Below are 21,125 nucleotides of genomic sequence, written 5' to 3'. Positions count from 1 at the left end.
GAGAAAAGTGCCGCTTTTGCAGATGATCCGGAACAGCGCCGATCAATGATCTCTTTTGGGATTGGCGCTGTCAGGCGAGCTCCGTTGCCGCTGCTCGTCCGGCCAAAGCCCCCATTACGACCGCGCTGAGTAGACCATTGCCAGAAAGGTAGCCACTGTCACCAGCTCCAGATACCCCTCTGGCAGCTCCGCCAGCGGCGAACAGGTTGGGAAGTGGGTGGCCCTCGACATCCAGAACCCTTCCATCAGTCCTGATCTCCAGTCCACCCTGGGTGTGGAACAGTGCACCGGTGACACGAATCACATAGTAGGGCGGCGCCAACCGTTGTTCTGCCGCGAATTCACGGCCAAAAGTGTCACTTCCACCCTGTTCCTGCAGTTCTTGTATCTCACTAAAAGTGCTTAGTACCGAACTGCGTGGCATTTTCAGTCCATCAGCCAAGTCTTCCAGCGTGTCGAAAACCTTCACAGCCCCGGCAGCGTGGGCATTGCGATAATCCTCAAACTGCAGACATTGTTCATGAATACGGGCGTCAAACACGTTAAAGGCGATGCCTTCGGGCTGGGCGATTACTTTGGCAGCCTGCTCCGAGTAGCCGCCATGTTCGTTTGAAAATCGCTGGCCGCGCAAATTCAGCTGGATTCCACCTTGCATCATGACCGCCCAGGAAATCAGGGTCTGATGAGGCCAGGCGAGCGAGCCGTGGCCCTGGTATGATCCCATGTCTTTCAGGCTGGCCTGAAGCGCTTGACCCCAAAGTACGGCGTCACCCTGGTTTCCTTCATGGCCATAGTACAGTGCGCCTTGCATTTGCGGGATGTGCTGTCCGATCAAGTCCTGGCTACCGCCGTAACCGTTACAGGCGAGCAGCAGGTTTTTGCAGCCAATCTGTTCGGTGGTGCCGTCCGGGCGCTGATACGACACGCCGCGTACCCGCCGTTCCCCGTCAATGTGCAGAGTGGTGACCCGAGCTTCGGTCAGAATCGGCAATCCTGCCTGTTCTGCGGCATTCAGCAGGCAGGCCATTAGCTCCTCACCTGTACGTCGAGGTGTGCAATGCATGCGCATGCGGCTGTGGCCCGGGTAGAGGAACCCTTCCACTAATTCAAACGGGATCTTGTGCTCGTCTGCCAGCCATTCAATTACTTCACCGGAAGCTCGAGTGAGTGCCTCAACGATGGCAGGATCGGACTGATGGTTATTTTTATTCTGGATGTCGTCGGCCATTTGATCGGGTGTGTCATCAACCCCAGCGACTTTCTGGAACCGTGTTCCAGCAGCGGGGATAAAACCGGATGACATGAATGTGCTGCCCCGCGGCGTGTCATCCCGCTCCAAGACAACTGCCTCAACTCCTTGAGATAGGGCTGCCAGGCCCGCCACCAGGCCACAGGCGCCGCCGCCGACAATCACCAGTGGCATTTCGATTTCAAAGTTGATGGCCGCACCATCGGTAAGGACATCCGCCATGGTTCAGTCCTCTTTGACCGTTTGTGCGTTGAAGGCATCGAGAATTTCCCCGGCTGAAGCCTGCCAGGTTTCCTCGTGCGCGGTGATATACTCCAGGACCGCTTCAAGACTGCTGATGCGGTGCGGCTGACCGATCATCCACGGATGGATGTTCAGCGCCAGCATCCGGCCGCCCTGAGTGGCGGACTCGGTCAGCAGAAAGTCGAATGCGTCCTTTACCTGCTCCACCCAGGAGTCTTCCGAATGCAGGTTCTGGCCAATGATGAACTGGTCCTCAATTTCCGTGGTCAGCGGCATCATGGTCAGGGGGCCGTGAGCGGTACGGAAGCGATAGGGCATGTCATCATTGACCCAATCACAGCAGTACTCAATGCCATTGGCCGCCAGTAGGTCCGGGGTATGCCAGCTCTGGTTCTTGGCCGGGCTCAACCAGCCCCGGACTGGAGAGTCCACCAGACCACGCAGCGTGTCCACGGAGTGCTTCACCAGCTCGGCTTCTTCCTCCTGGTCCTGCCCGCCATAGTGGAGATGGTCCATATTCCAGCCGTGGCAGATAAACTCGCCACCAGTACCTTTCAGTTCCTCCAGGAGGTATGGCGTGTCCTGTGCCAGCTGGCTGTTGATTGCAAAGGTGGGCCGAATACCATACCGGTCGAAGGTCTTCAGGCAGCGATAAATGCCTACCCGGTTGCCGTAATCCCGCAGGGTAAAGTGGCGGAGGTCGGGGTAGGGCATGGTCATGCCATTGGGCACCTTGAAAGGGGTCCCGCGCTGGTTCAGTGGGTAGAACTGAAGGGAGGTGTTGATCCACACTGCCACCCGTTTGCCATTTGGCCACTGAATTGGTGCCCGGTCCGCCAGCATGGACCAATCGAAGCGATCGTGGTCATGGCCATAGGCCCGTTTGGGGTATTCCAGGTAGTCTTTGTCGAGGCTCATTTCAAACTCCCCTTCTTGTTCTCAATATCCTCCAAGGCGGTGTCGTAATAGTTGGCGAGATAGTACTCTGCTATCTCGCGACCGGTTGCCACCCAGACATCACTATGGCCGGTGATATATTCCAACGCTTCCTCAAAGGCTTTCATTCGGTGTGGGCAACTTACCTGATAGTTGTGGGTAGGAATGCACATTACAGTGCCGGATTCCTTCCCTTCTTCATACAGACGATCGAAGTGGCGCTTCAGCATTGTGGCGTAATGGCGAGGCTCCACCTTGTTAACGGCGTAGACAATGGTGTCGTTCATCTCCAGTGAATAGGGCATGGAGATGAAGCGCTTCCCGTTTCGGACATTGACTGGTGTGGGCTGGTCATCGTGGAACAGGTCGCAAGTATAAAAACCTGCCTCGTCGCCAAACAGTTCGGAACCCACTTCGGCAAACAGATCCAGGGTGCGCTCTGAGTGAGAAAGTGCCGGTGCCAAATAGCCGGCGCATTTCTGGCCACTGTGGCGGTGAATGGTCTCGATGGAGTCGCGGATCATATCGCGCTCCTGTTCTTCGCTCAGCCCGTAGGTGTAACGGGTGTTGTAGATACCATGGCTAAACAGTTCCCAGTCCCGCTCGCATACCATCTCGATAATTTCCGGATGGTGCTCGCACAAGGCCACGGATAAGGACACGGAGCCTCGAATACCATACTTGTCCAGGAGGTCCATCTGGCGCCGATGCCCCACACGATTGCCGTAATCCCGGATAGTGTAGCCAGGCAGTGCAGGGCTGGGCTGAGGCCAGGCCTTGCGATAGGGGTTAGGGGGTGGATCCAGTTCGTAGAATTCAATATTCGGTGCTACCCAGAAGGCCACTCGGGCACCATTGGGCCACTGGATCTTCGGGCGATTGTGGTATGGCCAGTAATCGTAGATGCCAAGACTCTCTTTCATAACCTCCGCCTCTTGTTTTCAGGAGTGAGAGGCGGCGGGAATGCTGCTCCCCGCCGCCAAGTGTGGACCTAGCGGGAATCATCAGCCCTTTTGGGTGATCTGCTCATCCAGCCAGTCCAGCACTCCCTGCACTTTCATCACGTCCGCATACTTCAGGTGCAGGTCGGTCAGATTGGCGAAGTGGTAGCTCTCGTGCTTGTCGGCCACGCATTCCTCGGGAACAATGGTTCTATAACCCCGAGACAGACTCTCGACCGCCGTCGCACGCACACAACCGGACGTTGAGCCGCCGGTCACGATCACGGTATCCACTTGATGCCAAACCAGCAGCGATTGCAACGGGGTCTCGAAGAACGCTGAAGGCATCCGTTTGGTGTAGATCACATCCCGGGATTCGTCGATGTCTACACGCTCGTCGAACGCTGCGCGATCAGAGCCATATTTGATGTTTTGCAGTGAATCCGGTGTGTCTGTACGTGTGCCCCAAACGCCAGCGTCTTCGGCTGAATCCAGAAACGCGACATGTGTCCACACTACCGGCCAGTCCAGTGCCCGAAAGCGTCTTGCCAGCTCATTGACGTATTCCAGCTGCCGCGGGTCGGTTTCATAGGCGGTCTTGTAGAGGTCGGTTCGGGTGTAGGCCTTCTGTGGATCCACATTAACGAGAACCGCTTTCTTGCCAAATCCGAAAGGAACCCGCTGGGGGTTCTGCATGACCTCGTGAAAAATCTGTTTGGCCGTTTTGTCGGTGGTAATCATGATGCCCCTCCTGAATTGGATTGGTGTAGAGCTCAGCGCGAGCGGTCTTCGTACTGCTGTCCAAGTTCCAGCATGCGCTGGGTGCCCAGGTAGTCGTTGAGCTGCTTGAAGTCCAGCATCCGATCACGAAAGTTGTCGGTGGTGCCGTCGTTCTTCAGTGTGGAAAAGAATTGGGATGCCATGTGCGTGAAGGCGCGCACCAGTGCACCCGGGAAAATTACCATGGAAAAACCCATGGACTGGAGGGTGGCTGCATCCTGAAGCGGTGTGTCGCCTCCCTCGACCATGTTGGCCATCACCGGAACCTGGTCTTTGAAGCGGCCCATGGCCTGGTCAATCTGCTCAGATGAGCGGATGCCCTCGACAAAGATTACATCCGCCCCGGCTTCATAATAGGCTTGAGCGCGTTCCAGTGCCTTATCGATGCCTTCGCTCGCAATAGCATCAGTCCGGCCGATGATCAGAGTCTGGTCGCTCAGTCGTGCATCCAGAGCCGCCTTGATCTTGCCCGCCATCTCGCCGGCACTGACCAGGGTTTTCCCGCGCAAGTGACCGCACCGCTTAGGATAGGTCTGGTCTTCCAGTTGAATGGCGTTGGCGCCGGAACGCTCCAGCAGCCGAACACTTCGCATGACATTCAGAGCGTTACCAAACCCTGTGTCGCAGTCCACAACGATGGAGATATCACTGCGCTCACGAATGTGGGCCAGGGTGTCGTTCACCTCAGTCAGACTCATCAGACCGATGTCGGGGCGTCCGAGCTTGGTATACGCGAGGCTTGCTCCCGATAAATAAACAGTATCGAAGCCCGCCTGTTCTGCCAGTGACGCACTCAAGGCATCGTAAACGCCGGGCGCCACCACAATGTTGGGGCTTTGCAGCCGATCTTTCAGGGCCGTCGGGACGACCGGGGTGTTCGCGTTTGTCATAAGTCAGTGCTCATCCTGGTTTGCATGAAGCAGCAAAGCTGGCGGGCGTTGCTGCAGATTGGGCATCGTCGACGGTTAGGCTCGGGCGTTAGCCAGGTCGTTCCAGACATCCTGGCGTACTAGCAGGTCATCCCGAACCTCGAACCGGTCTATGAAACGAACGTCGTCAAAGCTGGCGCCGTCGGGCCATTCGCCGTGGAGAGTGCCATGTACGAAGACCACAGTCTGGTCCATTTCGTACGCGACATTGACAGCGGCGAGTGTTTTCTTGACAAATCGATAACGCCCCTTGGACCACTCAACCAGCTGGCTGAGGGAAGTCAGAGTGCCGCTGCCAGGAAAGGTCATTACGAAATCCTCGCTCAGATGGCGGCGGGCTTTGTCCAATTCACGCTGTTCCATTGCCATAAGATAATCGCGTACCAGGGCCTCCGGGTCAGCGGCGCCGGGTCCGGGTTGTCGGGCTTGGCCGCCTCGGCTGTAAGCATCGGAGTCGACCTCGTGGATCCAGACAGAAATGGCCTCTGGTTTGGCCCGGGTAATACAGGCAACGACAGCCGTGAGGGCGCGTGATAGGCGGCCCTTCAACTCACTGTTATAGCCCGTAAGCAGGTTGACCTGTAACATCGGCATGGCGAATCCTCCTTCGCGCAAAGACATTTTTGGTGTCTTTGCTTGATTATTTCTTTGTTCTATTAATAATACATTTATATGTGCGATTCCCGTGAGCTGTCAAGTGTTGATGGCTGCGTAACTGAGAGGTAAGCCACATGGATACACCCCTGCATACGAAGGGGCCTGGCGGCACCAAGTCCCATCACCTGTTTTTATTGTTGAAAGATGCCATTGTCAGCGGACGTATGGCGCCCGGCACCAAGATTCCCGGAGAGCTTAAGCTGGCAGAGGAGCACCGGGTCTCTCGGGTGACGGTGCGCCGGGCCCTTGAGGCGCTCACTGCCGAAGGGCTGATTATGCGCAAGCCCGGCGTTGGTACTCTGGTATGCGAGCGGCCAGTGGGTGTCACTGTGATGACTGCCAGTGTCTCTAACCTTCTCCCCAACATCGTAAAGATGGGTGAGAGTTCCCGGGTTCGGCTACTTGAATTCAGTTATGGCTCTCCCCCGGACGGTGTCCGGGATCGTTTGCGCCTCGGGCCAAGCGAACGCACTCAGCGTTCAATCCGGGTGCGGCTCGCGGGGGACAAGCCATTCTCGTACCTCACCACTTACGTTCCGGAACGCATTGCTCTCAGCTATAACGAAGATGAGCTGTCGACGACACCATTGTTTGCACTGTTAGAGCGAAGTGGGGTGAATCTGGACCATGCCACGCAAAGCATCTCGGCAACCCTGGCAACCAAAGAGGTGGCGGAAGCCCTGGATGTATCGGTAGGCGCGCCTCTTATATCCCTGACTCGTGTGGTGTATGACAAGGATGGCAACGGGGTTGAGCATCTGCATGCGCTGTATCGGCCAGACCGCTACCGTATTGAGATCGATCTGTGCCGCGCCGACGGTGAAGGTGGCCGGTACTGGCAGCCCCTGGCGTCGGATGAGCGGTGATAGGCGCTGACACTTCTCAAGGGGTGTTTTTTGAATAACGGTTGACATCGTTTAAATAGGTGTTATACCTTCAATTGTATACTAAATAATACAATTAAGGATCCGCATAACAGACATTTGATCTGGATTCCGCCACTTAGGCTTCGAAGCAGTAATGAGCGGAAAGCGGTGGTCACAAAATGAGAGCAGGGCGATGGCAGGCAAAACACTCTTTGACAAGATTTGGCAGGCCCACGAGATTTGCCAGAACGACGAAGGCCAGAGTTTGTTGTGGGTAGACCGGCACCTGGCACATGAAGGGTCGTTTCATGCGTTCAACAAGCTCGCCGAGCGCGGGCTCTCGGTTCGTCACCCTGAATGCACCATCGGCATCGCAGATCATTACGTGCCTACCACCAGCCGCAACCTCATCGCGGTGCAGCCGAAGATACGCCACGTCATCGAGCAGTTAGTCGAAAACACCCGTAAGCACGGCATTAAATTGATTGGGCTTGATGATCCGCGTCAGGGGATTGTCCATGTAGTCGGTCCTGAACAAGGTATTACTCAACCGGGCCTGTTGATGGTATGTGGCGACAGCCACACTTCTACCCACGGTGCTCTGGGTGCCCTGGCTTTCGGCATCGGTGCTTCAGAAGTGGCGCATGTACTCGCGACACAGACCCTTTGGCAAACCAAGCCCAAGCGCATGCGGATTACTATAAACGGGCAGTTGGCGCCGGGCGTCACGGCAAAAGATATTGCGCTGGCCTGGATTTCCAGGTTGGGTGCGGACGGTGCCCGCGGCTACGCCATTGAGTACGCGGGCAGTGTAATCCGCGACTTGAGCGTGGAAGCTCGGCTGACTCTCTGTAACCTATCCATCGAGGGCGGCGGCCGTTGTGGGATGATCGCCCCGGACGAGAAAACCATCGAATACGTTACCGGGCGTCCATATAGCCCCCGTGGTGAAGCGCTTACGCAGGCCACGGCCTATTGGAAAACACTTTACAGCGACGATGACGCGGAATTCGATCGGGAAGTTATCCTCGATGGCGAAGAAATTGCGCCAATTGTAACCTGGGGGGTGTCTCCGGAAGAGGCTCTTCCCATAGATGCCTGTGTGCCGGATCCCTCCTCTGCCAGTTCAGCGTCAAAGTCTCGTCAGATTCAGGACAGCCTCGATTACATGGGGCTTATACCCGGACAGAAACTGACCGACATCACCATTGACCGTATCTTTATCGGCTCTTGCACGAATGCCCGTATCGAGGATCTTCGTGCCGCTGCCGATGTGCTCAAAGGCAAGACCTGCAAGGTGCCTGGCATCGTTTCTCCAGGTTCCACAGTGGTCAAGGCTCAGGCAGAAGCCGAAGGGTTGGATCAAGTATTCCTGGATGCAGGTCTTGAATGGCGCGAGTCTGGCTGTTCTATGTGCGTCGCAATGAATGGTGATCTGGTTGCCAGTGGCGAACGTTGCGCATCCACTACAAACCGTAATTTCAAGGGCCGGCAGGGCCCCGGCGCGCGTACTCACCTGATGTCTCCGGCCATGGCCGCCGCAGCGGCACTGACTGGCCATCTTACCGATATTCGTGATCTTCTGGGGTAAATGGATATGAAACCGTTCACGCAACTGTCTTCATTGGCCTGTCCGCTACCGCTTGAGAATGTTGACACAGACCAGCTTATCCCGGCCCGGTTCATGAAAGAGTCCCGGGCGAATGGTTACGGCGGTTTCCTGTTGTACGACATGCGCTTTGACAGCAACGGTTCGGAAAAGGACTTTATTCTGAATCATCCCGATGGGCCGACCTTCGAAATTCTGGTGTCTCGCCGTAACTTCGGCGCGGGGTCTTCCCGTGAGGCCGCAGTCTATGCGCTGGTGGATTTTGGATTCCGCTGCGTCATCGCTCCAAGCTTTGGTGATATTTTCGCTTCAAACTCCGTGAACAATGGCTTGTTGCCGGCTTTAGTGTCGGAGCAGGACTGTGAGCGATTGCTCGAGATCATGGATGCGGAGCCCAGGCAGATGGAGGTGGATCTATCGGCTCAGACGATCACTGTTGCAAGTACTATTGTTTCTTTTGAGATCAATCCAACCTGGAAGCTAAAGCTTTTGAATGGTTGGGATGATATTGACCTGACACTCGCAGAGACATCCAAAATCGAAAAATTCCGAGAGAACTATCAGAAACATTACCCCTGGCTAGGGTAATTCGGGCGCTGTAAAGCCAAAAGAAATTAACTTTAACAACAAGCACAAAAGAGGTTGTCATGAAAAAACAGATCCGTGTTATTACTGCTGGTGCGTCACTGCTACTTGCTATGGGGGCAATGGCGGAAGAACAAGAGCTGAAAGCGGTTCACGCTTTTCCGTCCTCCCTTATTTATTCGCAAAGCTTCCTCGATTTTGTTGATAAGGTGAACGAGCAGGGCGAAGGCGTCATTCAGATTCGGGTGCTCGGTGGACCAGAAGTCATCGGCCTGCCCCAACAGCCGGACTCCGTTCGCAATGGCGTAGTCGATATGGCATACACTGCCGCCAGTTTCTACTCCGGCAAGATCCCTGAGCGGGACGCCTTGATTTCTTCCAATACCAACGCGATTCACGCTCGTGAATCCGGCGGGATTGACCTTTTTAATGAGATCCATCAGAAAAAGATGGGCGTTTACTACCTCGGCTGGTTCGATAGTGGGGTAAATTACAACCTGTATACCATCAATGAGCCGCAGCTGAACGATGAAGGCGGTCTGGATATGTCTGGCGTGCGTCTGCGCAGTAATCCAGTGTATGACGCTTTCTTTACCGATTATTTGAAAGTGCAGCCAATCAGTTTGCCGACGACCGATGTCTACTCCGCCCTGGAGCGTAACGTCGTAGACGCCACAGGCTGGACCCAGATCGGCATGAGCGACCTGAATTGGGACAAGTTCCTGAACTACCGTATTGATCCTGCCTTCTACTCGACTGATATGGGCGTAATCGTCAATCTGGATAGCTGGAACGAACTCAGTGATGAGGCGCAAGAAATCCTGCAGAGAGTCGCTATTGAGCATGAGCGACACAGTGCCGAAAGCTTTGCGGAAGTTGCGGCCGAGCAGCAGGCAGCTCTGGAAGAAAACGGTATGATCCCGTTTGTACTGGAGGGAGAGGCTGCCACCCGTTATCTTGAAGCCGCCAAGGAAGCCTCACTGAACCGGATGCGTACGCGTATGGAGCAGCACCCGGACGGCTTGACTCACTACGACGAACTGGTTGAGAAGTTCAATAAGCCTGATACCAAGTAGCAAACCGGGGCCCGGCGTCCGTCGGGCCTTTTCCCTTCTTGAAAACGAGTAGTCTTATGTCTCCCTTCGTTCGCCTCTATGACAAGCTGGTTGATGGGCTGGCGTTCGTCTCCGGCCTGATGCTGCTATGGCTGATGATCGCGGTAGTAGCCTCCGTACTCATCCGCAACATAGGGGGTCAGCCTCCGGCCTGGCTTTTCACATCAACTGAATACTCCATGTTCTACCTGACCTTGCTGGGCGCGCCCTGGCTGGTTCGGGAAAGAGGGCATGTTTTTGTTGAGGTCGCCATCGCGCGACTGCCGTCTGGTGCGATCGATGTGCTTTCGCGAATTGTCATGTTTGTGTGTGCGGGTATCAGCTTTGTGCTGGCATGGAAGGGCCTGGAATTGGTGATATCCAATGTCCAGGACGGTGACTATGACGTCCGGATTTACTTCATCCCAATGTGGATCTTTACGGTCACTTATCCGATCAGCTTCACCCTGATGGGAATTGAGTTTACCCGTTTTATTTTCGCAAAGAATACGTTCCATCGCTCCATATACGGGGAAGTCTGATATGGCCTGGCACGAAGCTTTACTTTTTCTGCTGTCGGTTGTCTTGATTCTGATGTTGATTGGCGCGCCAGTCGCCTTTGCATTCATAGGCGCTAACCTTGTCGGCGCCTGGTATTTCATGGGTGGCAGTGCCGGCCTGACCCAGGTGCTCAACAATGGGTTCGGTGCGCTGTCCAACTTCGGCCTTGTGCCTATACCGCTGTTTCTTTTGATGGGCGAGCTGTTTTTCCGGACCGGCCTGGGAATGAGAATGTTCAACGCCATCGATCAGTTGATGGGCAGGGTTCCGGGACGTCTGTCTTACGTAACGGTAGTCGGCGGTACCGCGTTCTCCACCCTGAGCGGATCGTCCATGGGATCGACAGCGTTGCTGGGGTCTCTTCTGGTGCCGGAAATGGAGCGGCGCGGGTACAAACGGTACATGTCCATCGGCCCGATTCTCGGTACGGGCGGTCTTGCGATCATCATTCCGCCGTCAGCAATTGCAGTGCTTCTGGCCACATTGGCGAAGATTGATATCGGCGATGTGTTGATCGGTGGCATCATACCGGGCCTGCTTTTGGCGGGACTCTATATGGTCACCATCTGGCTCAAGACCAAACTCAATCCTCAGGCCGCGCCGGCCTATGATGTCGAGACCGTCCCGCTGGCTAAAAAACTGAAGATTTTTGGCCGCGATATCCTGCCCATGCTGAGCATCATTGTGATGATAGTCGTGATGATGCTCAGTGGCTTCGCAACACCATCTGAGTCAGCTGCCTTTGGCGCTCTGGGTGTCATCGTGTTGGCCGCACTGTTCAAAGGCCTGTCGCTGGACTCTTTCAGACTGTCGGTGATTGGCGCCTTGAAAGTGACGTTGATGGCATACCTTATTGTATTCGGCTCCGCCACATTCAGTCAGCTGCTGGCATTTTCGGGCGCCTCCAGCGGCCTGATCCAATGGGCTGTGAGCTTTGATCTCTCGCCGCTTCTCATGCTGCTTGCGATGTTCCTGGTGCTCCTTGCCCTGGGCACGTTCATGGAAGCTATCTCGATCATGATGATTACGGTGCCGTTTTTCTTCCCGCTGGCGGAATCCCTGGGATTCGATCTGGTGTGGTTCGCCATCATCACACTGGTGGCGTTGGAGGTAGGTTTCTCGACTCCGCCTTTGGGCCTGAATCTGTTTGTGATGAAGGGCGTTGCGCCCCCGGGCACCACTATGAGGGAAATTTATATGGCATCGATTCCCTACATTGCCTGCTCGCTATTGCTGGTTGCGTTGATGGTCATGTTCCCGGATATCGTCACCTGGTTGCCAGGTCTTTCAGCTGACTGAGGATGTCAGGGTTGGCCCCGCGGATCTGGTCTGTACCGATCTGCGGGCTATCCGGGAATCCCTCGATTCATACCCAAAAAGTGCTGGTTGAGCTGACCCTCAAGCTCGCGATTGAAGTGCTCCGCGGATTTCATATGCTCGTGCATCAGCTGGCGGGCACTGTCTGCATCGCGGGCCTTGAGGGCCGCCAGCAGTTTCTGATGGTATTTGAGATTGGCGCACGAGAACTCACGTTGCTCGGGTAAAGCGGACTTCTTGAAGATCACCATATCCCGGATCATGTCGTTCACAAAACGACCGATGAAAGCCAGCATGGCATTGCCACAGCGCTGAGCCAGCAGCACATGAAATTCGAGTTCGGCGATACGTTGATCCATCCTTTCTTCAAATGTTTCGGGTGCTACCTCGCAGCGTTTGATCAAGGCGTTGAGTGCTGCCAGATCCTCGTCAGTCAAGCGGGGCGTGGCCAACGCAGCGATCTCCGGTTCAACCAGTGTCCTCAAGGCATAAATTTCCGGGCCGGAAGGTTGCTCAAAATGTAGAAAGTTTCTCAGTAGCGCACTGGCTTTCTCATAAGGCACGCGCTCAAGAATCGCACCTCCGTTCGGACCGGTGCGAATTGAAACAAGGCCTTGAACTTCCAGCGATTTCAGCGCCTCCCGAACTGTGCCCTTGGAGCATTCAAATTGCTCCATCAGCTCCCGTTCATTAGGAAGTCGTTCGCCCGGTTGCATCCGGTTGAGCGCAACCCAACGCTTAACCGACTCGACAATCTGATCTGATCGTTTTACCCGCTTGGGGATCCGTAGATTCTTGTCGTTCATTAGTTTTCGTGTCTCCAATCAAAGGGGCATTCTGCCATAGGGTAAATTCTTTTACGACTTGGTTGAATTAATCTATTTATTAGTATAAATAGTATTGTTAGATTCTGGCCAGTCGCAAAGCCGTGGTTGGTAATCGAAAAGTCACTCTTACGTTGGAGATTAGCTATGTCACATTCATCAGGTTTTAACTGGGAAGACCCGCTGCTGTTGACCCAGCAACTCAGTACCGAAGAACGTCAGATCAGTGAAGCTGCTCGCGCCTATTGCCAGCAGGAGTTGCAACCACGCGTGCTTACTGCTTATCGCGAGGAGCGCTTTGATCGCGAAATACTCACTGAAATGGGTGAGATGGGGCTGCTGGGGGCTACTGTGGCTGAGGAATATGGCGGAGCCGGTCTGAACCACGTGGCCTACGGTCTGATTGCACGGGAAGTGGAGCGGGTAGATTCGGGCTACCGGTCAGCCATGAGTGTACAGTCATCTCTGGTGATGTATCCGATCGAAGCCTATGGCTCTGAAGAGCAGAAGAAAAAGTTCCTGCCGAAGCTGGCGACTGCCGAAATGGTGGGTTGTTTCGGCCTGACCGAGCCGGACCACGGCTCTGATCCTGGCTCAATGAATACCCGGGCAAAGAAAGTGGACGGTGGTTATCTTCTCACCGGCCAGAAGATGTGGATTACCAATAGCCCGATTGCTGATATTGCGGTGGTCTGGGCCAAGTCGGAAGCGCACGAGGGCAAAATTCGCGGGTTTATCGTTGAGCGGGGTACAAACGGTTTCTCTACTCCCAAAATCGAAGGCAAGTTGAGCCTGCGCGCATCCATTACCGGTGAGATCGTGCTTGATGAAGCATTTGTGCCAGAAGAGAACCTGCTGCCTAACGTTAGCGGCCTGAAGGGACCGTTTGGCTGTCTGAACAAGGCCCGTTATGGTATCGCCTGGGGCTCTATGGGGGCGGCGGAATTTTGCTGGCATGCGGCACGTCAGTACACCCTGGATCGGAAACAGTTTGGCCGCCCGCTGGCTGCCAACCAGTTGATCCAGCTCAAGCTTGCCAACATGCAGACAGAAATCAGCCTGGGCCTGCAGGCTGCGCTGCAGGTGGGTCGCCTGATGGATAGCGGCAACTGGGCGCCCGAGATGGTCTCGCTGATCAAGCGTAACAACTGCGGCAAGGCCCTCGATGTCGCACGTTTGGCTCGCGACATGCATGGTGGTAACGGCATCGCCGATGAATACGGGGTTATGCGGCACATGGTCAACCTGGAGACAGTGAATACCTACGAAGGTACTCATGACGTGCATGCGCTTATTCTGGGCCGCGCACAGACTGGCATCCAGGCATTTTTCTGAACATACGCCAAGTGAGATAGCGGGACTTTTGTCCCGCTCGGGAGAATCGTGATGGAAAAACCCTTAGAGGGCATCCGCGTTATTGATCTCTCCCGTATCCTGGCCGGTCCATGGTGCAGCCAGCATCTGGCCGATCTTGGTGCGGAAGTGATCAAAGTCGAGCATCCGGAAAGGGGGGATGACACCCGAGGATGGGGGCCGCCCTACCTGAACGGGACCCATGAGGCCGCTTATTACCTATCAGCCAATCGAGGCAAACGCTCGATCGCAGTCGATATAGCTCAACCTGAGGGACAGGCCCTGATCCGGGAGCTGGTCGCCACCAGTGACGTGGTATTGGAAAACTTCAAAGTTGGTGGTCTGAAACGTTACGGGCTGGACTATGAGAGCCTTAAACAGATCAAGCCGGACCTCGTGTACTGCTCGATCACCGGGTTTGGTCAGAATGGTCCCTACGCCAAGCGCGCAGGCTACGATTTCCTCCTGCAGGGTATGGGGGGGCTGATGGATATCACCGGAAAGCCGGACGATGAGCCCGGCGGAGGCCCGATGAAAGTGGGGGTCGCGGTGGTTGATTTGTTCACCGGTATGTACGCTGCAACTTCTATTCTTTCCGCCCTTCTGGGTCGGGACCGGACTGGCAAAGGAACATGGATTGATCTCGCCCTGATGGATGTGCAGGTCAGCATGCTGGCGAATCAGGCACTCAATTATCTTACCTCCGGGAAGTCCCCGGAGCGGCTGGGCAACTCTCATCCCAATATCGTGCCCTATCAGGCTTTCGCGACAGCGGATGGGCATATCATTCTGGCGGTGGGTAATGATAGCCAGTTCCAGCGGTTCTGTGAGGTTGCCGGGGTTCCGTTGTTGGCCTCGGATGAGCGCTTTGCGACCAACCGGAGCAGGGTACAGAACCGGGCGGTTCTGATTCCGCAAATCGAGCGCTTGATTCGTGCGCACCCTTCTCAATTCTGGTTAAACGCCCTGGAGCGGCAGGGCGTGCCCTGCGGTCCGATCAACAGCGTTGAGCAGGTATTCGCGGACCCCCAGGTACAGCATCGTGGGATGCGAATGCAAATGATGCATGAAGAGGCCGGCGAGATGAGCCTGGTGAGCAATCCGGTTCGTTTCAATAATGCCCCCCTGAACGCGGACCAGCCCCCGCCCAAGCTCGGCGAGCACACCCAGAGCGTGCTTTCGCAACTGTTTCCTGATCGAGAAGACTATCTGGATAACCTTCGCAGGAAAGGTGTTATTCGGTAAGTCAGATTCCCTGTGGTACTGCGATCAATTGGTCGCAGTACCAAAAGCTCTCCCCTCCTTCCGAATCGGTTTCCCCCCTCATATTAAATTCCTTGCTTGAACGGCAATTCAAACGGTTTTACCAAAAATACATTTAACGGTATTGAAAAAAATACATGTGAGTGTATTCTCGATGCTTCACAAAAAAAACAAACCAGCCAGTCAGGAGGTTTACCTACCAGACAGTGTGAATTCGAAAGCGCCGCAATCTGACAGCGGATCTCTTTAAGCGAAAAACAATGAATGTCGAATTAAAGACCTGAGTTGAGGGACCTTATGAACAAAAAAACATCAAAAGCCTTGTCTACCCTTTCCGTAGGGGCTGCTACGTTGCTGATGGCTTCTGCAGCTAACGCCGTCAACTTCAAAGTAGATGAGACCAGCGTAGATATATATGGCTACGCCAAGCTGGATGCGATCTATGATGTCGATGCGAAGCTTGGTAACACTATTCTTCGGAATCGGATTCGGCTGGATGGCGAGGAGGGCGTTGATGGCCATACCACGCTGCATGCCATTCAAAGTCGTCTTGGTTTTACCACGAACACCGCTATCGGTGGCGATACGCTGAAAACCAACATCGAGGGTGACTTTTACGGCGGTGGCGGTTTCGGCGATGCCGGCGGTGAATTCCGTTTGCGCCATGCTTACGGTGTTTGGAATGGGATACTGGCCGGTCAAACCTGGAGTAACTTCGGCAACGTCGTGAGCTATCTCCCGACCGTTGATTTTAATGGCCAGGTCGGTCAGGGCGGCGGACGACAGGCGCAACTTCGCTACACAACCGGGAACTTTTCATTCTCGTTTGAGGATCCAAAGGTGGGTGGAACAGTATCCGCAGAAGGTGCGAACCAATATCGTCTGCCGGACGTGACCGCTCGTTATCAGAACACTGCGGGTACTGTCCAATATGCAGCCGCTGCTCTTGCTCGTTTTCTGGAATATGACGCGGAAGGTGCAACGGTCTCCAATTCGTCCTGGACCGATGACTCCGCCTTGGGTTGGGGTGTGATGCTGGAAGCCAGAACAAAGCTGACTGACGCAATTACGGTGCGGGGCTCCGTCACTCACGGCGATGGTATTGGTGGATACTTGTACATCAGCCCGGGAGCACCAGGTTATGTTGATTCCGCCGGTAACCTGGAGACTATTGAGGGTACTGGTGGTGGCGTGAGCGTCAGTGTGGATGCCGGGCCAGGAGCTTTTAATCTGGGCTACGGCCTTGCCATGGCGGATCTGGATGAAGGGTTTCAGAATGGCGATATTGTCGGGACCGCCGACGAGCGTTACACCAGCACTTTTGTTAACTACATCTGGTCCCCCGTTGACCGAATCACCTACGGCCTCGAAGCGGGTTATCATACACGCGAACAGGTAAATGGTGACGAAGGTGATGCGGTCCGACTACAGGCGATGGTAAAAGTCGGGTTTTAAGTAAGCATTCTGAGCAATGTAATTTCCTTTTGAGTTATTGTCTCTTGGCCCCGGCATTTACGCCGGGGTCTTTTTGTATGTGCACCTACCTGCATGATTTGATGGGATTGCTCAATCAGATGTGGAGCGATTTCTGGCCAACATCAGGTTCGACCTGCTGCCTGCCCTGCCCATCACCTCAAGCTTGAACGCTGCTTCTTCCTCAAATTGCCTGGCTAATGCCCTGGGCACATCGGCGGCCGTGGGTATCTCGGCAGTGATTGGGATAGCGGGTTTTGTAGGCATTGCCGTGATCGATGTCGATGTACTTGCCCGCGTAGGGGTGGTTGCCGATGCGTTACACGATGCCGTCGCCCGTGTTGAGAATCGGCGTGCCTCTCGGTGTTGCGAGGTCCACGCCGTTATGGGGTGCTTTCCGTCCAGTGACCGGATGGATTCGGTTGCGGCTGAAGTGGGAGCTCACACGATAGGGCGTGGTGGTGGGCCAGCGCCGAAAGGCTGGCAACACGCTTTTGCCATTCTCGTCGTAGTAGTTGCCGTCATCAAACCTGAAGGCAGTGTGGGTATTGGAACCCAGGTATAAGGACGGGGCCTCCAGCCTGCTTTTCCCAGTGCTCTCGTCGCCAACCATTTCCTGGCCGATGATTACGGAAAACCTGTCACCGGCTCTCAGGTCGCGACGAAAATTCACCTGGTGCTTGAAGAGCTGACTCACGGAGGCTATCTGGTTTTCGGTCAGACCCGCACGCAGAGCTGAGGCATAGAAGCTTCCCTCGATAGTGCCCCTCAGCACTTCCGATACCCAGCGGGTTTCGGCCTCTGTTTGCCGGTACTCAAAGGTGTCATCGTCGGTTTTGGTAAAGAAAATGGTTCGAGCCGCATCAATTTCGAGGGCCAGCTCGGTCAGCTGACCAGCTTCATCGAAGGTCAGCCGGAATTCGGTTCCGGGCTGAAGCGTTGCCAAAGCCAGGTATTCGGCATCGGCTTCCATGATCTTGCGGAGGTCGGACATGGGTGCTCCGAGGGAGCTGAACATGGTGCTCAGGGTATCCCCCGGCCCAACTCGACGATGCACTGTGGTGAGCGGCGCGCGGGGGTCGGGCTGGATCCCGGTTTCTGCGCCGGGTGTCATGGTGGCAAATGAGTCTTCCAGGGGATCCGGAGCTCCAGTCATCTGCCCTTCGGAAAGCGGATGGATTCGTGCGGAAGAGCTTTGGGTAGACCAAAAGCTGACTATCAGTACCAGTAACGCGGCAATGACAGATAGCACCTTGTGGGTTGGCATGCGAACTTTTAGTTCACCCATGGGTAGTTGTTCTCCGACTAATCACGAATCAGTTAGCGCCGCCAGATGCCGACGGCGCACTGATTGGTTGGACTGCATTGGTTGGGGGGGGGTATAACCCGGTCCGACAGGAGATTCTAGAGGAGTGTGGGCGTCAGGTCTTGGGTAGGGACATTAGGTCGCACCCGGCTATGCCAAACAGATGCGATAACGTAGGACGCCTGCGTCCTCCTCGCGAATCCATTCAATCCGGTGACCGGTTATCTCGCAAAGCGCCTGCATGTCCTTCCGGCCGCTGGGGTCATCGGCCAGGAACTCGACCTGCGTGCCGCTGGGCAAGCCCTGGGTACGTTTTTTGAAGCGCAGAATCGGAAGCGGGCATACCAGACCGATAGCATCGATCTGGTATACCTCGGACTGATCAGTCAAGACGCACGCTCTCACTTCTGGCCTGTTCGGCTGAGGACCAGCCGAACTGGTTCAGAACGATCGGGGAGAGAGAGGCAATGACCAATGCTGCGACAAATGCGGAAATCATGACTTTCATGAAGATCCTCCTTTGTCTTGTTTGGCCTCGACCTCGGCAACCCAGAGATCATGGTGCTGGCGGGCCCACTCCAGATCCACCTGACCGTTACCCATGGCATCGAACGCGCCTTCCATACCGACCGAGCCGATATAGATGTGTGCGATGATGGCCACCATCATCACGAACGCCACAATCGAGTGCCAGATGTTGGCATATTGCATCTCTTCGTGCGGTGCCAGGTCAGTCGGGAGACTGGTGCCCAGGACGCTGTTGATGACACCAAAGGTGTCGGCAAACATGGGCATCTGGAACGGGAACAGCAGCGACAGGCCGGAGAGTGAGACAGAGACGCCCAATATCATGACCGTCCAGAAAATGATCTTCTGGCCCGCGTTGAATTTCTTCGCTGAGGGGTGGCCCTTGGTAAAGATACCTCCCCCCGCCTTGATCCACTGCCAGTCCAGCTTGTTGGGGATGTTATGCGCCACCCACATGACAAACGTCATGACCAGCCCCAGCATAAAGGCCCAGGCAATGTTGTTGTGAAGCCACTTGGAACCCGCTGCCAGAGGCGCAAAGGCGTCTGCCCCGATCACGGGAATCAGGAAGCTGCGCCCCATCAACGTTATCAGCCCAGTTAAACCCAGGGCGATGAACGAGCCGGCGAGCAACCAGTGACCAAAGCGCTCTATGGCCTTGAAGCGTTCGATGGTCGTGCCTGCAGGGCCGCCATCGATCATGATTCTGCCGCGAACGAAGTAGAAAATCACGAGCAGTACGATAATGCCCAACAGGGCACTGCCACCGTAGGTGATGACGGGCCCTTCCCGCAATTTGTACCAGGCAACGCCTTCATCCTGGATCATGACGGTATTGGCTGGCCCGGGGGACTGAACGGTGGGGTCAATCTTGTTATAGCGGATGGAACGCCAGGCATCGGCATCAGAGACCCCGCCCCGGGTTCCAAGCTGATCGGTGATCGGCGCCGCATTGGCCGGATTACCCAGGTTCTCGGACCGAAAGGACTCGTCGACCTTCAACTGTTCCTGACGGCGCATGATATCTTCGAGGGTCTGGGCACCCCCGGTCGCTGTTCGATCAGCCGGCGGGGCCTCTTGCGCCCAGGCAAGACTGAACAGCAGTGTCGCCAGCACGAGGGCGGCGGCACCAAATAGGTTTTTGTTCATTAGAGCACTCCAACGGAATGAACAAGAAGACTTCGTTGCCTTAATGGATTCCGGGGTCCTATGGACCCCGGAATACTCAGGCCAGTTTATGCACCCTTCTTCTCGTAGGCTGTGCCCCATCCCCAGGCGCCGGAACCGAAACCACGGTTCACAACACGCTGGCGATAGATGTCCGCCACCTCGTTGCCGTCACCGGCCAACAGGGCTTTGGTCGAGCACATTTCCGCACAGATCGGCAGTTTGCCCTCCGCAATACGGTTGCGGCCATACTTGGAGAACTCGGCTGTTGAGTTGTCTTCTTCGGGGCCACCTGCACAGAACGTGCATTTGTCCATCTTGCCCCGGCTGCCAAAGTTACCCGCTTGCGGGAACTGGGGCGCGCCGAAGGGGCAAGCGTAGAAGCAATACCCACAACCGATACACAGATCCTTGGAGTGCAGCACCACGCCGTCTTCAGTCTGGTAGAAGCAGTCCACCGGACAGACGGCCATACAAGGCGCGTCCGAACAGTGCATGCAAGCTACCGAGATGGAACGCTCGCCCGGTTTACCATCTTCGATGGTTACCACGCGGCGACGGTTGATGCCCCAGGGGACTTCATGCTCATTCTTACAGGCCGTTACGCAGGCATTACATTCGATGCAGCGCTCGGCGTCGCAAAGGAATTTTGCTCTTGCTTGTCCTTCAAGTGCCATGGTCTACACCTCTTGTTATGCTGGCTCGATCGCACACAGGGTTGCTTTGGTCTCTTGCATCTGCGTGACCGAGTCATACCCGTATGTTTGAACAACGTTGGTGGATTCACCCAGAACGATCGGGTCGGCGCCCTCGGGATACTTGTCCCTCAGGTCCTTGCCCTGGTAGTGCCCGCCGAAGTGGAAGGGCATAAAGGCAACGCCTTCACCCACGCGCTCCGTCACCATGGCCTTGACCTTGATCTTCGCGCCCTCAGGACCATGAACCCAGACGTCGTTACCGTCACGGATATTCAGGTTGTTGGCATCGCGCGGGTTCACCTCAATGAACATTTCCTGCTGGAGTTCTGCCAGCCAGGGGTTCGAGCGAGTCTCATCGCCACCGCCCTCATACTCGACCAGACGGCCGGAGGTGAGGATGATCGGGAACTCCTTGCTGAAGTCCTTCTGCTGGATTGACTCATAGAGGGTCGGCACCCGCCAGAAGGTCTTGTCCTCGTAAGTCGGGTAATCCTGGACCAGATCCCGACGGTTGGTGTACAGCGGTTCGCGATGCAGCGGTATCGGATCCGGGAAGTTCCAGACAATGGCGCGGGCCTTGGCATTACCGAAGGGTGCGCACTCGTGCTTGATTGCCACACGCTGGATGCCACCGGACAGATCGGTCTTCCAGTTGGTTTCCGGGCCGGCCACTCCGTCAATGCTGGCCCGCTCCTCAGCCGTCAGATCGCCATCCCAGCCCAGATCCATCAGCATCTGCATGGTAA

At 55.5% G+C, this 21,125-nt stretch carries 22 protein-coding genes; 9 read left to right on the top strand and 13 right to left on the bottom strand.

Annotated features, from left to right (window positions below):
* Positions 1-70 precede the first annotated feature (70 nt).
* From ACESMW_RS11385 to ACESMW_RS11360, 6 genes are all read right to left on the bottom strand, one after another.
* The gene (locus ACESMW_RS11385; protein WP_372987156.1) at positions 71-1,471 is read right to left on the bottom strand and encodes an FAD-dependent oxidoreductase; all 1,401 of its coding nucleotides are present in this window, start codon (positions 1,469-1,471) and stop codon (positions 71-73) included.
* A gap of 3 nt (positions 1,472-1,474) precedes the next feature.
* Positions 1,475-2,410 (bottom strand): polysaccharide deacetylase family protein, encoded by a 936-nt coding sequence (locus ACESMW_RS11380; RefSeq protein ID WP_372987155.1) that lies wholly within the window; start codon positions 2,408-2,410, stop codon positions 1,475-1,477.
* A complete protein-coding gene (locus ACESMW_RS11375) occupies positions 2,407-3,351 on the bottom strand; it encodes a polysaccharide deacetylase family protein (RefSeq protein ID WP_372987154.1) in 945 nt (314 codons plus the stop codon). Before ACESMW_RS11375 ends, ACESMW_RS11380 begins: the two co-directional genes overlap by 4 nt.
* 81 nt (positions 3,352-3,432) lie before the next feature.
* Positions 3,433-4,110: an isochorismatase family protein gene (locus ACESMW_RS11370; RefSeq protein ID WP_372987153.1), complete on the bottom strand. Its 678-nt coding sequence runs from the start codon at positions 4,108-4,110 to the stop codon at positions 3,433-3,435.
* A 32-nt stretch (positions 4,111-4,142) separates the two neighbouring features.
* Positions 4,143-5,039 carry an oxaloacetate decarboxylase gene (locus ACESMW_RS11365; protein ID WP_372987152.1) on the bottom strand — a complete coding sequence of 299 codons (897 nt, stop codon included), beginning with the start codon at positions 5,037-5,039 and terminating at the stop codon, positions 4,143-4,145.
* Between the two features lie 75 nt (positions 5,040-5,114).
* On the bottom strand, positions 5,115-5,672 hold the full coding sequence (locus tag ACESMW_RS11360) for a nuclear transport factor 2 family protein (protein WP_372987151.1): 558 nt from the start codon (positions 5,670-5,672) through the stop codon (positions 5,115-5,117).
* A 137-nt stretch (positions 5,673-5,809) separates the two neighbouring features.
* Here ACESMW_RS11360 and ACESMW_RS11355 point away from each other — a divergent pair, with 137 nt between their 5' ends.
* The 6 genes from ACESMW_RS11355 to ACESMW_RS11330 all read left to right on the top strand — a co-directional run bounded on the left by ACESMW_RS11355 (position 5,810) and on the right by ACESMW_RS11330 (position 11,749).
* Positions 5,810-6,601 (top strand): GntR family transcriptional regulator, encoded by a 792-nt coding sequence (locus ACESMW_RS11355; protein ID WP_372987150.1) that lies wholly within the window; start codon positions 5,810-5,812, stop codon positions 6,599-6,601.
* 193 nt (positions 6,602-6,794) lie between these two features.
* Positions 6,795-8,192 (top strand): 3-isopropylmalate dehydratase large subunit, encoded by a 1,398-nt coding sequence (leuC, locus tag ACESMW_RS11350; RefSeq protein WP_372987149.1) that lies wholly within the window; start codon positions 6,795-6,797, stop codon positions 8,190-8,192.
* 6 nt (positions 8,193-8,198) lie between these two features.
* The gene (gene leuD / locus ACESMW_RS11345) at positions 8,199-8,798 is read left to right on the top strand and encodes a 3-isopropylmalate dehydratase small subunit (protein WP_372987148.1); all 600 of its coding nucleotides are present in this window, start codon (positions 8,199-8,201) and stop codon (positions 8,796-8,798) included.
* Positions 8,799-8,857: 59 nt separating this feature from the next.
* On the top strand, positions 8,858-9,871 hold the full coding sequence (gene dctP / locus ACESMW_RS11340; protein WP_372987147.1) for a TRAP transporter substrate-binding protein DctP: 1,014 nt from the start codon (positions 8,858-8,860) through the stop codon (positions 9,869-9,871).
* Positions 9,872-9,927: 56 nt separating this feature from the next.
* A complete protein-coding gene (locus tag ACESMW_RS11335; RefSeq protein WP_372987146.1) occupies positions 9,928-10,431 on the top strand; it encodes a TRAP transporter small permease in 504 nt (167 codons plus the stop codon).
* Position 10,432: 1 nt separating this feature from the next.
* Positions 10,433-11,749, top strand: a complete 1,317-nt coding sequence (locus ACESMW_RS11330) for a TRAP transporter large permease subunit (protein WP_372987145.1) — start codon at positions 10,433-10,435, stop codon at positions 11,747-11,749.
* A gap of 47 nt (positions 11,750-11,796) precedes the next feature.
* On the opposite strand, the gene ACESMW_RS11325 is transcribed toward ACESMW_RS11330, so the two are convergent.
* Positions 11,797-12,573: a FadR/GntR family transcriptional regulator gene (locus ACESMW_RS11325; protein ID WP_372987144.1), complete on the bottom strand. Its 777-nt coding sequence runs from the start codon at positions 12,571-12,573 to the stop codon at positions 11,797-11,799.
* A 165-nt stretch (positions 12,574-12,738) separates the two neighbouring features.
* Here ACESMW_RS11325 and ACESMW_RS11320 point away from each other — a divergent pair, with 165 nt between their 5' ends.
* The 3 genes from ACESMW_RS11320 (at position 12,739) to ACESMW_RS11310 (ending at position 16,662) form a co-directional block, all read left to right on the top strand.
* A complete protein-coding gene (locus ACESMW_RS11320; RefSeq protein ID WP_372987143.1) occupies positions 12,739-13,926 on the top strand; it encodes an acyl-CoA dehydrogenase in 1,188 nt (395 codons plus the stop codon).
* A 51-nt stretch (positions 13,927-13,977) separates the two neighbouring features.
* Positions 13,978-15,189, top strand: coding sequence for a CaiB/BaiF CoA transferase family protein (locus ACESMW_RS11315; protein ID WP_372987142.1), 1,212 nt, complete (start codon positions 13,978-13,980; stop codon positions 15,187-15,189).
* A 315-nt stretch (positions 15,190-15,504) separates the two neighbouring features.
* Positions 15,505-16,662: a DcaP family trimeric outer membrane transporter gene (locus ACESMW_RS11310; RefSeq protein ID WP_372987141.1), complete on the top strand. Its 1,158-nt coding sequence runs from the start codon at positions 15,505-15,507 to the stop codon at positions 16,660-16,662.
* 337 nt (positions 16,663-16,999) lie between these two features.
* Here the strand turns inward: ACESMW_RS11310 and ACESMW_RS11305 are convergent, their stop codons facing one another.
* From ACESMW_RS11305 to ACESMW_RS11280, 6 genes are all read right to left on the bottom strand, one after another.
* Positions 17,000-17,968, bottom strand: coding sequence for a LysM-like peptidoglycan-binding domain-containing protein (locus ACESMW_RS11305; protein ID WP_372987140.1), 969 nt, complete (start codon positions 17,966-17,968; stop codon positions 17,000-17,002).
* A 168-nt stretch (positions 17,969-18,136) separates the two neighbouring features.
* Positions 18,137-18,376 carry a sulfurtransferase TusA family protein gene (locus tag ACESMW_RS11300; RefSeq protein ID WP_372987139.1) on the bottom strand — a complete coding sequence of 80 codons (240 nt, stop codon included), beginning with the start codon at positions 18,374-18,376 and terminating at the stop codon, positions 18,137-18,139.
* Positions 18,369-18,494, bottom strand: coding sequence for a hypothetical protein (locus tag ACESMW_RS11295; RefSeq protein WP_372987138.1), 126 nt, complete (start codon positions 18,492-18,494; stop codon positions 18,369-18,371). The genes ACESMW_RS11300 and ACESMW_RS11295 overlap by 8 nt, the downstream gene beginning before the upstream one ends.
* A complete protein-coding gene (locus ACESMW_RS11290) occupies positions 18,491-19,663 on the bottom strand; it encodes a formate dehydrogenase subunit gamma (RefSeq protein WP_372987137.1) in 1,173 nt (390 codons plus the stop codon). Before ACESMW_RS11290 ends, ACESMW_RS11295 begins: the two co-directional genes overlap by 4 nt.
* An 86-nt stretch (positions 19,664-19,749) precedes the next feature.
* Positions 19,750-20,358, bottom strand: coding sequence for a formate dehydrogenase FDH3 subunit beta (fdh3B, locus tag ACESMW_RS11285; RefSeq protein WP_091997654.1), 609 nt, complete (start codon positions 20,356-20,358; stop codon positions 19,750-19,752).
* A gap of 15 nt (positions 20,359-20,373) precedes the next feature.
* The coding region (locus tag ACESMW_RS11280; protein WP_372987136.1) for a formate dehydrogenase subunit alpha at positions 20,374-21,125 on the bottom strand (752 nt) is incomplete at its 5' end.

It is taken from the genome of Marinobacter sp., from assembly GCF_041690455.1.
Taxonomy (GTDB): domain Bacteria; phylum Pseudomonadota; class Gammaproteobacteria; order Pseudomonadales; family Oleiphilaceae; genus Marinobacter.
Note: the sequence above shows the minus strand (reverse complement) of the source record. Positions and strands in the feature narration are given on the sequence as shown.